Here is an 18,851-nt window from a genome sequence, read left to right on the forward strand (position 1 = left end):
GCGCCCGGTCCTCCGGCTGAGCCGGTCCGTACACCATGGAGGCACGGTCGCCTGTGTCCGGTTTCGAAGTACGTGTGCCCGGTATCGACGACGACGCGGAAGGCGCGCTCGCGGCCTTCTGGCTGCGGCGCCTCGACCCGCTCCCGCAGGAGACCGCTCTCCCGGTCGACTCCCCGTACCCACTGCGCCCCACCGGTGAACGGCACACCCTCCGCCGCCCGTTGACGGCGACAGCCGACGACCCGGCCCTTCTGGCCGCGTACGCCGCACTTCTCCACCGCTACAGCGGCGGCCACGACATCACCTTCGGACACGACGGTCTGCCGCTCCGGATCGCCGTGGACGGCGGCGCCTCCTTCACGGACCTCGTACGGCAGGTGACCGACGCGCACGAGAAGGCGCGGGCCCACCGGGTCGAACACGCCACGCTCGTCGACTGGTTGAGCCCGGAACCCACCCGGGGCGGCGGCCTGCTCTTCAACACGGCCTTCGGCGGCGGGCCGGCCGACGGCGGCCGGCTCGACCTCGCCCTCGAAGTCCGCGCCGGCGACCTGTGCGTGACCTACCGCCGGGACCTCTTCGAGACCGCCACCGCCGAACGCGTCGCCGACCACTACACGACCCTCCTCGCCGACGCGCTGGCCCACCCGCACGCCCCCGTAGGCGAGTTGGAGCTGCTCGGCGCCGAGGAACGCGACCGCGTCCTGCGCGAGTGGAACGACACCGACCACGACATCCCGCTGAGCACCTGGCCGGAGATGTTCGCCGAGCAGGTCCGTCTGCGCCCCGACGACATCGCGCTGGTCTTCGAGGACACCGCGCTCACCTACGCCGAACTGGACGACCGGGCGGGCCGGTTGGCAGCCGCACTGATCGCCCGGGGCGCCGGTCCCGAGCGGGTGGTCGCTCTCGCGGTGCCCCGGTCGGCGGAGCTGATCGTCGCCGAGGTCGCCGTGCTGAAGTCGGGCGCCGCCTATCTGCCCGTCGACACCGACTACCCGGCCGACCGCATCTCCTACATGCTCGCCGACGCCGGCCCCGTCTGCCTGGTCACCACCGAGGAGGTCGCCGAGGACATCCCGGCGAACGACGGCACGGCAGTCGTCGTCCTCGACTCGCCGGACGTTGTACGGGAGTTGCGGGAAGGCCGGTCGGCGGACGTCGACGCGAGCACGCTGACCGTGGCCAACGCCGCCTACGTCATCTACACCTCCGGCTCCACCGGCCGCCCCAAGGGCGTCGTCCTCACGCACGCGGGTGTGGCCAAGCTGGTCGCCACACAGACCGAGCGGTTCGGGATCGGACCGCACAGCCGGGTGCTCCAGTTCGCCTCCCCCAGCTTCGACGTGGCGTTCTGGGACCTGTGCCTCGGTCTGCTGTCCGGTGGCCGGCTCGTCGTCGTACCGGCCGAGCGCAGGGTCCCCGGCCCGGCCCTGGCCGACTACGCCCACGCACACGGCATCACCTTCATGATCCTGCCGCCCGCACTGCTCGCCGCGATGCCCGAGGACGTCGAACTCCCGCCCGCCACCCTGCTCGCGGGCACCGAACGCGTCTCGCCCGAGCTGGTCGGACGGTACGCGCGCGGCAGGATGATGTTCAACGCGTACGGCCCCACCGAGGCCACCACCAACTCCACCCTCGGCCTGTGCGACCCCGACATCCCGGCCGGCTCCGTCGTCCCCATCGGCATCGCGGACCCCGGCACACGTGCGTACGTCCTCGACGCCCGCCTGAAGCCCGTTCCGGCCGGTGTGCCGGGCGAGCTGTACCTCGGTGGCGCCGGGCTCGCCCGCGGCTACCTCGGGCGGCCCGACCTGACCGCCGAGCGGTTCGTCGCCGACCCGTTCGGCGCCCCCGGCGAACGGCTCTACCGCACCGGCGACCTCGTGCGTCGGCAGTCCGACGGCCGACTGGTGTTCCTGGGGCGGGCGGACTCCCAGGTCAAGATCTGGGGCTTCCGTATCGAACCGGGCGAGATCGAGTCGGTCCTGCGCGGACACCCGGCCGTCGACCAGGTGGCGGTCGTCGTCCGCGAGGACCGGCCAGGCGACCGGCGCCTCGCCGCCTATGTCGTCCCGGCGCTGGACGGCGAGACGGCCCCGGACGCCACCGAGCAGGTCCGGGAGTGGAAGGACCTCCACGAACTCCTCTACGCGGCTGCCGGATCAGAGGGCAGCCAGGAGCAACTGGCCGGTCTCCGCGAGAACTTCGCGGGCTGGAACAGCATGTACGACGGGCTGCCCATCCCCGTCGAGGAGATGCGCGAGTGGCGCGCGGCGACCGTCGCCCGTATCACCGACCTCGCGCCTCGCCGTGTCCTGGAGATCGGCGTCGGCAGCGGTCTGATCCTCTCCCGTATCGCGCCCCACTGCGCCGAGTACTGGGGCACCGACCTCTCCGAGGAAGCGGTACGCGCCCTGCGCACCCAGGTCGACGCGATACCGGAACTCGCCGACAAGGTCCGGCTGTCCGCCCAACCAGCCCATGACACAACGGGGTTGCCGCAGGGCCACTTCGACACCGTCGTCATCAACTCCGTCGCCCAGTACTTCCCGAGCGCCGACTATCTGACCGACGTCGTCCGCGCGGTCGGGTCGCTCCTCGCGCCCGGCGGCCGGCTGTTCATCGGCGATGTACGCAACGCCCGGCTGCTGCGCTGCCTGCGCGCGGCCGTCGAAAGCCGCCGCACCCGCGACGCGGAGGACAAGCAGGCGCTGAGGGCCGCTGTCGAGCGGTCGATCGCCTGGGAGGGCGAACTCCTCCTGGACCCCGACTACTTCGCTGCCCTCGACGGCTTCGACGCCGAGATCCACGTCAAGCGGGGCGCCCACCACAACGAACTGACGCGGTACCGGTACGACGTGGTGCTCAGCAGGCGAGCCGTCGGGCAGAACACCGCCCAGGAGCCCGTCGCCGGTGCGGAGATCGCCTGGAGCGGACCCGAGGCCCTCGAAGCCCGCCTCGCCGAGCGGCCCGGACTGCTCCGGGTCACCGGTGTACCCAACGCCCGGCTCGCCGAGGACCTGGCCGCCCTGTCCGCCCTGGACGACAGCAGCCGTACGGCGGACGCCCCGGACCCCGAGGTCTTCCACGCGCTCGGCGCACGGAACGGCCACCGGACCGCCGTCACCTGGAACGGCGCCGCCGACGACGGCAGCCTCGACGTCGTGTTCGCCCTCGGCGACACACCGGTCACCGGCCTGTACCGGCCCTCCGGCACCGCCCCGCACGCCAACCGCCCGGCGCCCTTCCGGGACGTCAACGCCCTGATGCGGGCGCTGCGTTCGTACGCGGCTGACCATCTCCCCGAGTACATGGTCCCCGCGGCTGTCGTCCCCCTCGACCGCCTGCCGGTCACCCCCAGCGGCAAGCTCGACGCCGCCGCGCTGCCGATCCCCGACCATGGCGCCCTCAGCGCCGGCCGGCCGCCCCGTGACGCCCGCGAGGAACTGCTCTGCGCGGCCTACGCCGACGTCCTCGGCCTCCGGTCGGCGACCATCGACGACGACTTCTTCGCCCTCGGCGGCGACAGCATCACCGCCATCCAGCTCCTCGTCCACGCCCGCCGCGCCGGCCTGCGCCTCAGCTCCCGGGACGTCTTCAAGCACCGCACGGTCGCCGCGCTCGCGGCAGCGGCAGGTGAAGTGGTCCAGCGGGACACCGAGCCGGGCGCCCCGCTGATCACCCTCACCGAGGCCGAACTCACCGATATCCAGGCGGAGGTCCCGGTCACCGTCGAGGAGGTGCTGCCACTGAGCCCCCTCCAGGAGGGCTTCTGGTTCCACTCCCTCGTCGACGGCGCGGACCTCGACACCTACGTCGTCCAGCAGGCCCTCGACCTGACCGGGCCCGTCGACGGTGAAGCCCTGCGCCGCGCCGCCCAGCGCGTCCTGGACCGGCACGCCCCGCTGCGCGCCTGCTTCCGCCGCCGCCCCGACGGCCGGCCCGTGCAGATCATCGCCGCCGACCTCGAACTGCCCTGGCGCGAAGTCGACCTGACCGTCCACGACGGTCCCGCCCGCGCACCGCTGGCCGACGCGGTCGCCGCCGCCGAACGCGCCCACCGCTTCGATCTCGCCGACCCGCCTCTCATGCGCTGCGCACTCGTCCGACTCGACGGACACCGCAGCCGCCTGCTGCTGACGTTCCATCACATCGTCGCCGACGGCTGGTCGTTGCCCGTCCTGCACCGCGAGCTGATGGCCTCCTACGGTGACGCCCCGGCCGCGCTGCCGCGGCCCGCGCCCTACAGCGCCCATCTGCGCCGCCTGGCCACCGCCGACCGCGAGGCCGCGCGCGCCGCCTGGCGTACGGCTCTCGCGGCGGTCGAGGAGCCCACCCGGCTCGTCGAGACGCCCACGGACGGCACACGCGTCGAGCCCGCGCAGATCCGCCTCGAACTGTCCGAGCAGGTGACCGCCCGACTCGCGGCCCGGGCGCGGGAGCACGGAGTGACCCTGGGCACGGTCGTCCAGGGGGCGTGGGGGCTGCTCGTCGGGCGGCTCACGGCACGTCAGGACGTGGTGTTCGGTACGACCGTCTCGGGGCGTGATGCCGAGGTCGAGGGCATCGAGTCCATGGTCGGCCTGTTCATCAACACCCTCCCGACACGGTTCCGTTGGGACCCCTCCGACACTCTCGCCGACCTCCTCGGCCGCCTCCAGGACGAACAGTCCCAGCTGCTGGACCACCAGCACCTCGGCCTCGCCGAACTCCAGCGCGTCGCCGGCCTCGCGGGCGCGGGCGAACTCTTCGACACACTCGTCGTCTTCGAGAACTACCCGGCCGCGACCGGCCTCGCCGACCCGGCCGGCACCCTCCGGCTGACGGGTCACGAGTTCCACGACGCCGTCCACTATCCGCTCGCCCTGATCGTCAAGCCCGGCCGGCGACTCGACATGCGGCTCAAGCACCACGCCCAGCGGCTCGACGCCGACGCCGTACGCCGGATCGCGGACCGCCTCTCCCGCATCCTGCACGCCCTCGCCGCCGACCCGGGGCAGTGCGTCGCCGACGTAGAACTCCTGTCGGCCGGTGAACTCCTCGACGCCCACCCGACCGGCGAACATCGGAACGTCCCCGGTACGACCCTCGCGGCTGCCTTCGAGGCCCAGGCGGCCCGCAGCCCGCGGGCCACGGCGGTCGTGTACGAGGGCGAGACACTCACCTATCGCGAACTCGACGACAGAGCAGCGGAGTTGGCGCGTCGACTGACGGCCCGGGGCGCGGGCCCCGGCACGGTCGTCGCCGTCGCCGTGCCGCGCTCGGCCGAGCTGATGGTCGCCCTGCTCGGTGTCCTCAAATCGGGCGCCGCCTACCTCCCGGTCGACGTGGACTACCCGGCCGACCGGGTGGCCCACATGCTCGCCGACTCCGGTGCCGCCACCGTGGTGACCACCTCGGCGACCGCCTCGCGACTCCCTGCCGGGCACGCCCTTCTGCTGCTCGACAGCCCGTCCGAGGAGACCGGTCCCGAACCGCTCCCCGCCCACCCCGACGACCCGGCCTACCTGATCTACACCTCCGGCTCCACCGGCCGCCCCAAGGGTGTCGTCGTCACCCACCGGGCCGTCCTCAACCGGCTGGCGTGGATGCAGGGAGAGTACGGGCTGACCGCCGGTGACCGGGTGCTGCAGAAGACCCCGGCCAGCTTCGACGTCAGCGTCTGGGAGTTCTTCTGGGCGCTGTGCGAGGGCGCCGCCGTGGTTCTCGCCCGCCCGGACGGACACCGCGACCCCGCCTACCTCGCCGGACTGATCCGCGAACAGGGCGTCACCACCCTGCACTTCGTGCCGTCGATGCTGGAGGCCTTCCTCCAGTCCGACGAGATCACCGCCGACCCCGCCTGGGCAGCTTCCCTGCGCAACGTCTTCAGCAGTGGCGAGGCGTTGCCCGGCGCCGCCGCCGCCCACTGGCACCAGCTGACCGGCGTACCCCTGCACAACCTGTACGGCCCCACCGAGGCCGCCGTCGACGTGACGTACCACGCCTACGACGGCGCACCCGGCGCCACCGTGCCCATCGGACGTCCGGTGTGGAACACGGGCCTGCGGGTCCTCGACTCCTGCCTGCGCGCCGTGCCCGAAGGCGTACCCGGCGAGCTGTACCTGACCGGGGTCCAGCTGGCACGCGGCTACCACGCCCGGCCGGGACTGACCGCCGAACGGTTCGTCGCCGACCCGTACGGGGAACCCGGTACACGCATGTACCGCACCGGTGACCTCGTGCGTCGCCGCGCGGACGGTGTGATCGAGTACCTCGGCCGCACCGACCGGCAGGTGAAGATCCGGGGCAACCGGATCGAACTCGGCGAGATCGAGGCCGCGTTGAGCCGTCAGCCGGCGGTCGCCCAGGCCGCCGTCACCGTGAACGCGGGCCGACTGGTCGCCTACGTCGTGCCCGCCCGCGACGCCGAAGTCCCGCCGTCCGCCGAACTCCAGGCCGCGCTGGCCCAGGAGTTGCCCGCAGCCGTCATCCCGGCCGCCTACGTCGCTCTCGACGCCCTCCCGCTCACCCCGAGCGGCAAACTCGACCGGGCCGCCCTGCCCGCCCCGCAGACGGTCCGAGCGGAGACACGTGTGCCCCGCAACGAGCGGGAACACGCCCTCACCCGGATCTTCGCCGCCGTGCTGAAGCTCGAAGACGTCGGCATCGACGACGACTTCTTCATGCTCGGCGGCGACAGCATCACCTCCATCGGCGTCTCCAGCCGCGCCCGCCGGGCAGGCCTGGACCTGGGCCCGCGTGACGTGTTCGAGCACCGCACGCCCGCCAACCTCGCCGCAGCGGCGGCGCCCGTGACCGAAGTGGCCGCTCTGCGCTCCTCGTTCGCCCTCACGGCGGAGGAGACCGAGCGCGTCCACCGGCTCAGCCCCGCCCCCGTCGAGGACATCTGGCCGCTGGCCCCGCTCCAGGAAGGCCTGTTCTTCCACTCCACGTACGACGAAAGCGCCCTGGACGTCTACACCGTCCACGAGTCCTTCGACCTCACCGAACCCCTCGACACCGGCCGGCTCCGCACCGCCGTACGGGTGCTGCTGGACCGCAACCCCAGCCTGCGCGCCGGGTTCACCAGCGAAGGCCTGCGCCAGCCGGTGCAGTTCATCGTGCGCGACCCCGAGATCCCCCTCGAAGAGGTCGACCTGTCCGGCCTGCCGGACACCGAACAGGACGCACGGCTAAGGGAGTTGACCGAGGCTGAGCGTTCCCGGCGCTTCGACCTCACCCGGCCGCTGCTCTTCCGGATGCTCCTCGTCCGCCTCGGCGCGGACCGGGGCGACCGGCTGATCGTCGGGCGCCATCTGCTCCTCTGGGACGGCTGGTCCGCCTGGATCTTCCTCGACCAGCTCTTCGCCCTGTACGAGAACGGCGGCGACGCGAGCGCCCTGCCCGCGCCCGGCAGCTACCGCGACTACCTGACCTGGCTGGAGGTCCAGGACACGGCCGTCGCCACCGACGCCTGGCGCCGGGCCCTCGCCGGACTCGACGAGCCCACCCTGCTCGCCGCCGCCGACCAGGGCCTGGAACCGGACATCCCGGAAAGCCTCGACACCCTCGTCCCGGACGAGGTGGGCGAACGGCTGCGCACCATCGGACGCCGACACGGGCTGACCCTCAACACCGTGCTCAACGCGGCCTGGGGACTCACCCTGGCCAGCGCCACCGGCCGTACCGACGTCGTCTTCGGCACGACCGTCGCCGGCCGGCCGAGCGAGGTGCCGGACATCGAGAACGTCATCGGCATGTTCCTCAACACCGTCCCCGCCCGCATCGCCTACGACCCGGCCGAGCCGGTACTCGGGCTGCTGCGCCGCGTCCAGGACGAACGGCTCGCCGTCATGCCGTACGAGTATCTCGGCCTGGGTGTGCTGCAGGCCGAGACAGGCCACCGGCGGCTCTTCGACACGCTGTTCGTGCTGCGCAACAACGACACGGAGGAGCGGCTCGCCGAGCTCAGCGACCGGCACGGCGCCACGGCCGTCGCCAACGTCGACGCGACCCACTATCCGGTCAACCTCGTCGTCACCCCCGGCCGCTCCATCCAGGTCACCCTGACCCACCGGGCCGACATCGTCGCCCGCCCCCAGGCACAGGACCTGCTCGACCGCTTCACCCTTCTCCTGGACCGGCTCATCCGCGACCTCGACGCACCCGTGGGCGGCCTCGACCCGCTACTGCCCTCAGAACACGCCGAGTTGGAGCGGGAGCGGGCCGCCGGACGGGTCACCGACCCCACGGACACGATCGCCGACCTGCTGGCAGCCCAGGCCGCCGCCACCCCCGACACCACGGCCGTCGTCTTCGGCGACCGCACCCTGACCTACGCCGAACTCGACACCCGCATCAACAAGATGGCCCGACTGCTCATCGCGCGGGGCGCCGCTCCCGAGCGGGTCGTGGCCCTCGGGCTGCCCCGCTCCCTCGACATGGTCGTCGCCCTGTTCGCCGTACTGCGCACGGGCGCCGCCTATCTGCCGCTGGAACTGGACTACCCGGACGACCGGCTCGCCGCGATGCTCGACGACGCCCGGCCGGCGATGCTGCTGTCCACGGCCGCAGTGTCCGCTCGGCTGGTGGGCGAGACGCCCCGCGTGCTGCTCGACGACCCGGCGATCGCCGCCGAACTCGACGCCCTGCCTGGTGACTTGGTGTCCGTCACCTTCAGCCTCGAACACCCGGCGTACGTCATCTACACCTCCGGCTCCACCGGCCGGCCCAAGGGCGTCGTCACGCCCTACCGGGGCCTGACCAACATGCAGCTCAACCACCAGAAGGAGATCTTCGAACCGGCGATCGCGTCGGCGGGCGGACGCCGGCTGCGTATCGCGCACACCGTCTCCTTCGCCTTCGACATGTCGTGGGAGGAACTGCTGTGGCTGGTCGAAGGGCATGAAGTCCACATCTGTGACGAGGAGTTGAGGCGCGACGCCGAGGCGCTGGTCGCCTACTGCGAGCGCCACCGCGTCGACGTCGTCAACGTGACCCCGACCTACGCCCATCTCCTCATCGAGGAAGGCCTGTTGGAGGGCCACCGGCCCCCGCTGGTGCTGCTCGGCGGCGAGGCCGTGTCGGAGACGGTGTGGAACCGGCTGCGCGACACCGAGGGCACGTACGGCTACAACCTGTACGGGCCCACCGAGTACACCATCAACACCCTGGGCGGCGGCACCCTCGACAGCGCGACCCCGACCGTCGGCCGTCCGATCCGTGGCACCCGCGCCCACATCCTGGACGCCTGGCTGCGTCCGGTCCCCGAGGGCGTGCCGGGCGAGCTGTACATCGCAGGCATCGGCCTCGCCCGCGGATACCTGAACCGCCCGGCCCTCACTGCCGAACGATTCGTCGCCGACCCGTTCGGCGAACCAGGCGAGCGCATGTACCGCACCGGTGACCTGGTCCGCCGCAACCCCGACGGCAACTTCGACTTCCTCGGCCGCACCGACGACCAGGTCAAGATCCGCGGCTACCGGGTCGAGCTGGGCGAGATCGAGACCGCCCTCGCCCAGCACGACAGGGTCGCCCACGCCGCCGTGATCGTCCGCGACGAACGCCTCGTCGGTTACGTCGTCCCCGTCCAACTCGCGGGCACGGACCGGGATTCCGCCGAGCGTGACCAGGTCGGCGAGTGGCAGGAGATCTACTCCGACGAGTACGAGGAGATCAGCACCGCCGTCTTCACCGAGGAGTACGCAGGCTGGGACTCCTCCTACGACGGGCAGCCCATCCCGTTCGACCACATGCGGGAGTGGCGCGAGGCCACCGTAGAGCGCATCCGCTCGCTGAGGCCACGCAGGATTCTCGAGATCGGTGTCGGCTCGGGCCTGCTGCTGTCCAAGCTCGCCCCGGACGCGGAGGCCTACTGGGCCACCGACTTCGCCGCTCCGGTCATTCGCAAGATCGGCCAGGAGCTGCTCCAGGACCCGGAGTTGGCCTCCAGGGTCACCCTCCGCGCCCAGCCCGCCGACGACCTGACCGGCCTGCCCTGCGACGGCTGGTTCGACACCATCGTCATCAACTCCGTCATCCAGTACTTCCCCAGCATCGACTACCTGACCTCGGTGATCCGGGGGGCGATGGAGCTGCTCGCCCCCGGCGGCGCGCTGTTCGTCGGCGACGTCCGCAACCTGCGGCTCGCCCGCACCTTCCAGACCGAGATCCAGGAGGCGAAGGGCGTCACCGGCGACGCGCTGACCCGAGCCGTCGAACGCGGTCTGCGCCTGGAGAAGGAACTGCTCGTCGACCCCGACTACTTCACCACCCTCGGCTACGGCGTCGACCTGCGCACCAAGCAGGCCCGCCACCACAACGAACTCACCCGCTACCGCTACGACGCCGTCCTGTACGCCGCCGAGCCGGGCCTGCGACTGACGGACGTTCTCGCCGTTCCCTTCGACACGATCGGACACGGCGTGGACCGCGGCGATCTGGTCGGCCCGCTGACCGAACTCCCGGTACGCCTCACCGGCATCCCCGACGCCCGTGTCGGCAGCCCCGGGGGAGTCGACCCGGAGACCCTGCGCGACCTCGCCGCCGGGCTCGGGCACCGCGTCCTGACCACCTGGTCCGGCGAAACCGGCACCTACGACGCCGTGTTCGTCCCCGGAGAGGTACCCGCGCTGACCGCCGGGCTCTATCTCCCCGGCGGTGGAGCTGCCCCCTACGCCAACGCCCCGACGGCCGCCCGGGACGCGGGCAGCCTGATCCGGCAGCTCCGCGACGACCTCAAGCAGCGGCTGCCCGACTACATGGTCCCGGCCGCCTTCGTCACCCTCGACCGGCTGCCCATGAACGACAACGGCAAGCTGGATGTACGCGCCCTGCCCGACGCCGAACCGGCCATCGCCCTCGGCACCGGCCGGGGACCGCGCACCCCGCGCGAAGAGGTGCTCTGCCGGCTCTTCGCGGAGGTGCTCGGCCTGCCCGAAGTCGGCGCCGAGGACAGCTTCTTCGACCTCGGCGGCCACTCCCTGCTCGCCACCCGCCTCATCAGCCGCGCCCGCACCGAACTCGGCGCCGAACTGGCCATCCGGGACCTGTTCGAGGCGCCCACGCCCGAGCAGCTGGCGTCCCGCGCCGACACCTCACGCCCGGCCCGCCCGGCCGTCACCGCCACCGCACGTCCCGAGCGCATCCCACTCTCGGCCGCACAGCGCCGCCTGTGGCTCGTCGAACGGATCACCGGCAGCGGCGTCGCCTACAACTTCCCCCTGGTCTTCCGCCTCCGTGGCGACCTGGACCTCGACGCGCTCAGGGCGGCAGTCCGGGACGTGGCGGGACGCCATGAGGCGCTGAGGACCCTCTTCCCCGAGCAGGACGGTGAGCCGTACCAGCTGATCGTGGCGGCGGCCGAGGCCGACCCCGAGTTCACCGTGACGGACTGCGCGGAGGAGGAGCTGGCCGACCGTGTCGAGGCCGCCCAGCGTCGGCCCTTCGACCTCACCGGCGAACTCCCGCTGCGCTGCGAGGTGTTGCGGATCGGCCCCGCTGATCACGTCGTGGCGGTCGTCCTCCATCACATCACCACCGACGAGTGGTCCGACCGCCCGTTCCTGGCCGACCTCACCACCGCCTACCGGACCCGGCGCGCGGGCCGCGCCCCCGAGTGGGCACCGCTGCCGGTCCAGTACGCCGACTACACACTCTGGCAGGACGAACTGCTCGACCAGGTCGGCGCGGGCCAACTCGCTCACTGGACCGAGACCTTGAGCGGGCTCCCCGAGGAACTGCCGCTGCCTCTCGACCGGCCCCGCCCGGCCGAGCCCACGGGACGCGGCGGCAAGGTACGCCTGGAACTCCCCGCGGACACCGGACTGGCCCTGCGCGACCTGTCCGGCGCCACCGGCACCAGCATGTTCATGCTGTTCCAGGCCGCCACGGCCGCGCTTCTGCACCGCCTCGGCGCCGGTGACGACATCCCCCTCGGCGCCCCCATCGCCGGCCGCACGGACGACGCTCTCGACGGCCTGGTCGGCTTCTTCGTGAACACGCTCGTGCTGCGGACGGATCTGTCGGGCGGTGCACTGACCTTCCGGCAACTCCTCGCGCGGGTACGGGAGTCGTCGCTCGCCGCGTTCGAGCACCAGGACCTGCCCTTCGACCAGGTCGTCGAGGCGCTCAACCCGCCCCGCGTGCCCGGCCGCAACCCGCTCTTCCAGGTCATGCTGGGCTACCACTTCCGGCCCGACGGCGACCCCGACGTGCTCGGTATGCCGACCGAGTGGTTCGACATGGACACCGGTATGGCCAAGTTCGACCTCCACTTCACCTTCGTGGACGAGCCGGACCGCCTGACCCTTCTCCTGGAGTACGCGACCGACCTCTGCGACGAACCGACGGCCACCCGGACCGCGGCCCGGATGGTGCGCTTGATGGAGCAGGTGGCGGGCGAACCTGATGTCCTCGTACGGGATTTGGAGGTGCTGGAGGAGCCTGAGCGGCGGGTAGTTCTGGGCGACTGGAACGACACCGCCCGTGAGGTGACTCCCACCAGCCTTCCGGAGTTGTTCCGGGCCCAGGTGACCCGTACGCCGGACGCGTTGGCGCTGGTGTTCGGCGAACAGCGGCTGACGTACGCGGAGTTGGACGCTCGCGTCGAGCGGACGGCTCGTGTACTGGCCGGTCTGGGCGTGGGCCCGGAACGGACGGTCGCCGTCGCTCTGCCCCGGTCCGTCGAGCTGGTGGTCGCGCTGCTGGCGGTGCATCGGGCGGGCGGAGCGTATCTGCCCCTCGACGCCGACTACCCGGAGAAGCGGCTGGCGTTCATGCTGGCGGACGCCCGTCCGGTGACGGTGATCCGGGATGTGCTTCCGGAGGGGACGGCCCAGGGTGAACTCCCCACGTCCTACGATCCGTTGAGCCCCGCGTACGTCATCTACACCTCCGGTTCGACCGGCACCCCCAAGGGGGTTGTCGTGCCGCACGAGGGCATCGTCAACCGTCTGCTGTGGATGCAGGGGGAGTACGGGCTGACCGGCGACGACCGTGTCCTGCAGAAGACTCCGTCCAGTTTCGACGTGTCGGTGTGGGAGTTCTTCTGGCCGCTGATCACCGGCGCGGCCCTCGTGGTCGCCAAGCCCGAGGGGCACAAGGACCCCGTCTACCTGGCCGAACTGATCCACGAGCAGAGCATCACCACCGTGCACTTCGTGCCGTCCATGCTCCAGCTGTTCCTGGAGGAGCCCACGGCGGCGGGCTGCCTCGGGCTGCGGCGGGTGATGTGCAGCGGCGAGGCGCTGCCCGACGAGCTGGCCCAGCGGTTCCGTGCCGTACTGCCGGCCGAGCTGCACAACCTGTACGGGCCCACGGAGGCATCGGTAGACGTCACCGCGACCCAGGTCACCGAGGCGGCCGGTCGGGTGTCGATCGGCCGACCGGTGTGGAACACGCGTGCGTATGTGTTGGACGCCGGGCTGCGACCGGTGCCGCCAGGTGTGGCGGGGGAGCTGTACCTGGCCGGTGTGCAGCTGGCGCGTGGCTATCTCGGTCGCCCGGCACTCACAGCCGAACGGTTCACAGCCGACCCGTTCGGTGAACTCGGTTCACGCATGTACCGCACGGGTGACCTGGCACGCTGGACAACCGAGGGAACGCTCGAATACCTGGGCCGGACCGACGACCAGGTGAAGATCCGAGGCTTCCGTGTCGAGCTGGGCGAGATCGAGGCCGTCCTCGCCCGCCACGACACCGTCGCCCACGTGACCGTCGTCGCCCGCGAGCAGCAACTCGTCGCCTACGTCGTGCCCGCCGCTTCCGCTTCCTCCGCCGCTTCCGCGGGCGTCGACACCGCCGCGCTGCGCCGACACACGGCCGCCGCGCTTCCCGAGCACATGGTCCCCGCGGCCTTCGTCGTCCTCGACGCGCTGCCGCTCACGCCCAACGGCAAGCTCGACCGCAAGGCCCTCCCCGCCCCCGACTTCACGGCGACGGCGGCCGGGACGGGCGAAGGCCTGCCGCGCACCCCGCGCGAGGAGATCCTCTGCGGCCTGTTCGCGGACGTCCTGGGCCTCGCACGCGTCGGCATCCACGACGACTTCTTCACCCTCGGCGGGCACTCCCTCGTCGCGATGCGGCTGGCCGCACGTGTCCGCGCCGCGTTCGCCACCGACGTCTCCCTGCGCACGGTGTTCGAGGCGCCCACGGTCGCCCGGCTCGCCGAGCGCCTCCGCGACGGCGGTCAGGAGACCGGCGCCCGGCTGCCCGTTCTCGCCCCGGTCGAGCGGCCGGAGCGGTTGCCGCTCTCCTTCGCCCAGCAGCGACTGTGGGTGCTGTACCGGGTGGAGGGCCCCAGCCCCACGTACAACATCCCGCTCGCCTGGCGGCTCACCGGACGCCTCGACGCCGGCGCCCTGCAACTGGCCGTCGACGACCTGGTGGCCCGGCACGAACCGCTGCGGACCGTCTTCCCGGAGGAGGACGGGCGGGCGTACCAGCTGATCCTGGAGCCGGGACAGTCCCGCGTCGAGATGGCGACCGAGACCGTCCGCGACGAGGAGGAACTCGCCGAGCGGCTCGCGGGTGCCGCCGGTCACGGCTTCGAGCTGGACCGGGAAGTCCCGCTGCGCGCGCACCTCTTCCGCATCGCCGAGGACGAGCACGTACTCCTGCTCCTGCTCCATCACATCGCCGGCGACGAGTGGTCCGACGCACCGCTCAACCGCGACCTGGCCGCCGCCTACGAGGCGCGCGTCGCCGGCCGGGCGCCCGAGCGGGCGCCGCTGCCGGTGCAGTACGCCGACTACAGCCTGTGGCAGCGGGCGATGCTCGGAGACGAGAAGGACCCGGACAGTTCGGCCTTCCGCCAACTCGCCCACTGGAAGCGGACCCTGGCCGGGCTGCCCGAGGAACTCGCGCTGCCCGTCGACCGGCCGCGCCCGCTGGAGGCCACCTACCGAGGTGGCAGCGCCGACATCGCCCTGGACGCGGAACTGACAGCAGAGCTGCGCGAGTTGGCCCGGTCGAGCAACGTCAGTATGTTCATGATCGTCCAGGCGGCCGTGGCGGCCCTGCTGACCCGGTTGGGCGCCGGTACGGACATCCCGCTCGGCAGCCCCATCGCCGGACGTTCCGAGGAGGTGCTCGAGGATCTGGTCGGATTCTTCCTCAACACCCTGGTGCTGCGCACCGACACCTCAGGTGATCCCGCGTTCCGCGAACTCCTCGCCCGGGTGCGGGAGACCGACCTGGCCGCCTTCGACCACCAGGACGTGCCGTTCGAGCGGGTGGTGGACGCCCTCAACCCCGCCCGTTCACTGTCCCGGCACCCGCTCTTCCAGGTCATGGTCGTGTACCTGGCCGCAGGCGTCGACGGAGCCGGCCTCGCCGGTCTGGAGTCGCGGCGGGAGGAACTCGGCGCGGACACCGCGAAGTTCGACCTCTCCTTCGACTTCGTGGAACGTGCCGGAGGAGACGGTGTCGACGGTGTGCTGGAGTACAGCGCGGACCTCTTCGACCCCGCGACCGCCGCGACGATCGCCGAGCGCCTGGTCCGCCTCCTGCGGGCGGTGGCCGTCGCCCCCGACACCCCGATCGGCCGGATCGACATCCTCGGCACCGCCGAACGCCACCGGATCCTGACCGAGTGGAACGCCCGGCCGCGCCTCGCCGACCCGACCACCGTGCCGGCCCTCTTCGAGCGGCAGGCGGCGCTGTCCCCGGACGCTCCCGCCGTCGCCTCCGACGGCATCGAGTTGACGTACGCGCAGCTCAACGCCGAGGCCAACCGGCTCGCCCGGCTGCTCGTCGCGCGGGGCGCCGGCCCGGAGCGCCTCGTGGCGCTCGCCCTGCCCCGCACCGCCCGCACACTGCTGGCGATCCTCGCCGTGCAGAAGGCCGGTGCCGCCTACCTGCCGCTCGACCCGGACGCACCGGCGGGTCACCTCCGCGACACTCTCGACGACGCCCGCCCGGTACTGACCCTCACCACGCGGGACATCGCCCGGCTGCTGCCCGCCGACGGCCCGCCGACGCTGGAACTGGACGCCCCGGCGACCATCGAACTGCTCGCCGCCCAGGACGCGGCCGACCTCCTCGACGGCGACCGCCTCACGCCCCTCACCCCGCGCCACCCGGCGTACGTCATCTACACCTCCGGCTCCACCGGCCGCCCCAAGGGTGTGGTCATCACCCACGAGACCGTCGGAAACCTCTTCCACAGCCACCGCGAGACGCTGTACGCACCGGCGAAGGCCGCCACTGGCCGCAGTCTGCTGCGGGCGGGGCATGCCTGGGCGTTCTCCTTCGACGCCTCCTGGCAGCCACAGCTGTGGCTCCTCGACGGGCACTGCGTGCACGTCGTGTCGGACGAGACCCGCCGTGACCCGGAGCTGCTCGCGGCAGCCGTCGTCGAGCACGGCTTCGACTTCCTGGAGGTCACCCCGTCGTTCTTCGCCCAGATGGCCGAGACGGGCCTCGTCCGTGACGACGGGAGCTGCCCCCTCGCGGTCGTCGGCGTCGGCGGCGAGGCCGTACCGGTGGCGCTGTGGGAGCGCCTCGGGCGGCTGACCGGCACCGAGGCGTTCAACCTGTACGGACCCACCGAGTCCACGGTCGACGCCCTGGTGGCACGGGTGCGGGACCACGACCGGCCGCTCGTCGGACGCCCCGTGGCGGGCACCCGTGCGTACGTCCTCGACGACCGCCTGCAGCCCGTGCCGCCCGGTGTGACGGGCGAGCTGTATCTGGCCGGCGGCGGCCTCGCCCGCGGCTATCTGGACCGGCCCGCGCTGACCGCGGAGCGGTTCGTCGCCGATCCGTTCGGCGCCCCTGGTTCCCGGCTCTACCGCACCGGCGACCTGGCCCGCTGGACCCCCGACGGCTACCTGGACTACCTCGGCCGGGCCGACGACCAGGTCAAGATCCGCGGGTTCCGTATCGAACCCGGCGAGATCGAGGCTGTCCTCGCGGCCGAACCCGACGTCGCCCAGGTGGTGGTGACGGTACGTCAGGAAAGCGCGCGCAAGCTGCTGGTGGCGTACGTGGTCCCCGTACCGGGACAACTGCCGGACCCGGGGCGGCTGCGCGCCCAGGTCGGGCGGCAACTGCCCGACCACATGGTGCCGGCGGCCGTCGTACTCCTCGACCGGCTGCCCGAACTCGCCAACGGCAAGCTGGACCGATCCGCCCTGCCCGCACCGGACTTCGCCGCCCTCTCCACGGGCCGGGCACCCGGCTCCGAGCTGGAGAAGGCCCTGTGCGGTGTCCTCGCCGACGTGCTCGGTCTCGACGAGATCGGCGTCGACGACGACTTCTTCGCCCTCGGCGGCGACAGCATCATGGCGATGCAACTGGTCAGCAGGGCAAGGGCGGTGGGCGTGCGGATCACTCCGCGACTCGTGCTGCGCCACCGCACGGTGGCCGGCCTCGCCGAGGTCGCGACCACGACCGGCTCCGCCGCCGTCCGTCCCGCGGACGACGGAACCGGCACCGTGCCGCTCACGCCGGTCATGCACTGGCTGCGCGAACTCGGCGGCCCCTTCAAGAGCTACCACCAGTCGGCCCTCGTCCAGACGCCCGCGGCCCTGGACCGGCCGAAGCTCGCCGCCGTGCTCCTTGCGCTCGCCGACCGGCACGCCATGCTGCGGAGCACCCTTGTCCGTACGGAAGCCGGTCACTGGACCCTTGAGGTACCGGCGGTTGGAGCGGTGGACACCGGGTCGTGGATCGAGCGCGTGGACGTCGCCGGACTCGACGCGGCGGAGTTGCGGGCGACCGTCGGAGACCGGGCGCACGCCGCTCGCGCGGCACTTGACCCGGACACGGGCGCCATGGTGCGGGCCGTCTGGTTCGACGCGGGCGCGGAGCCCGGGCGGCTCCTTCTGATGGCCCACCACCTCGTCACCGACGGTGTGTCCTGGCGGATCCTGCTGCCCGACCTGGCCGCCGCCTGGGCCGACGTCGAAGCCGGCCGTCCGGCGGACCTCGCGCCCGTCGACACCTCCTTCCGCACCTGGTCCCGCAGGCTCGAAGAGCTGGCCCAGGACCCGGCCCGGGAGGCGGAACTGCCGTTCTGGACCGGCGTACTCGAAGGAGCCGCGCCCCTTCCGCTCGACCGGCCGCTCGACCCGGCCCGCGACACGGCCGGCACGGTACGGAACCTGGAGCTGCGACTGCCCGCCGAGATCACCGGGCCGCTGCTGTCCGCCGTGCCGTCCGCCTTCACCGCGAACGTCAACGACGTGCTGCTCACCGGCCTCGGCCTCGCTGTCGCCGACTGGCGGCGGCGCCACGGGGACACCGAGGGCGGCCCGGCCCTGGTCGACCTCGAAAGCCACGGCCGCGACGAGGAACTTGCGGGAGACGCCGATCTCTCCCGTACCGTCGGCTGGTTCACCAGCGTCTTCCCGGTCCTGCTCGACCCCGGTCCCGTCGACCTGGACGCGGCCCTCGCGGGCGGCCCGGAGATCGAGGAGACGCTCGCCCGGGTGCGCGCCCATCTCGCCTCGCTCCCCGCGAACGGCGCCGGCTACGGCATGCTCCGCCACCTCAACCCCCGTACGGCACCGGTCCTGGCGGGCTTCGCGGCGCCGCCGATCGAGTTCAACTACCTCGGCCGCTTCGGCATCCCCGAGGCCACCGACTGGTCGTACGCCCCGGAGGAGGACGTGTCGGACATCGGCGCCGAGCCGGAGATGCGGGAGGGCCACGCCCTCGGCATCAACGTCGTCACCGAGGACCGCGCCGACGGACCCGTCCTGGCCGCTCACTGGTCCTGGCCCGCCGCCGTCCTGTCCGAGGAGGCGGTACGGGACCTGGCGGAGACCTGGTTCCGGGCACTCAGGGCCCTGGTCGCTCGCGCCGAAACCCCCGACCGGCACTGACCCGACCCCACTCGACCACCCCGGCACCCATCC

At 72.3% G+C, this 18,851-nt stretch carries 1 protein-coding gene; it reads left to right on the plus strand.

Annotation, left to right across the window (positions count from 1 at the left end):
• Positions 1–53 precede the first annotated feature (53 nt).
• The gene (locus STRTUCAR8_RS34725; protein WP_006380937.1) at positions 54–18,818 is read left to right on the plus strand and encodes a non-ribosomal peptide synthetase; all 18,765 of its coding nucleotides are present in this window, start codon (positions 54–56) and stop codon (positions 18,816–18,818) included.
• Positions 18,819–18,851: the final 33 nt, after the last annotated feature.

It is taken from the genome of Streptomyces turgidiscabies Car8 (genome assembly GCF_000331005.1).
Classification (GTDB): Bacteria; Actinomycetota; Actinomycetes; order Streptomycetales; family Streptomycetaceae; genus Streptomyces; species Streptomyces turgidiscabies.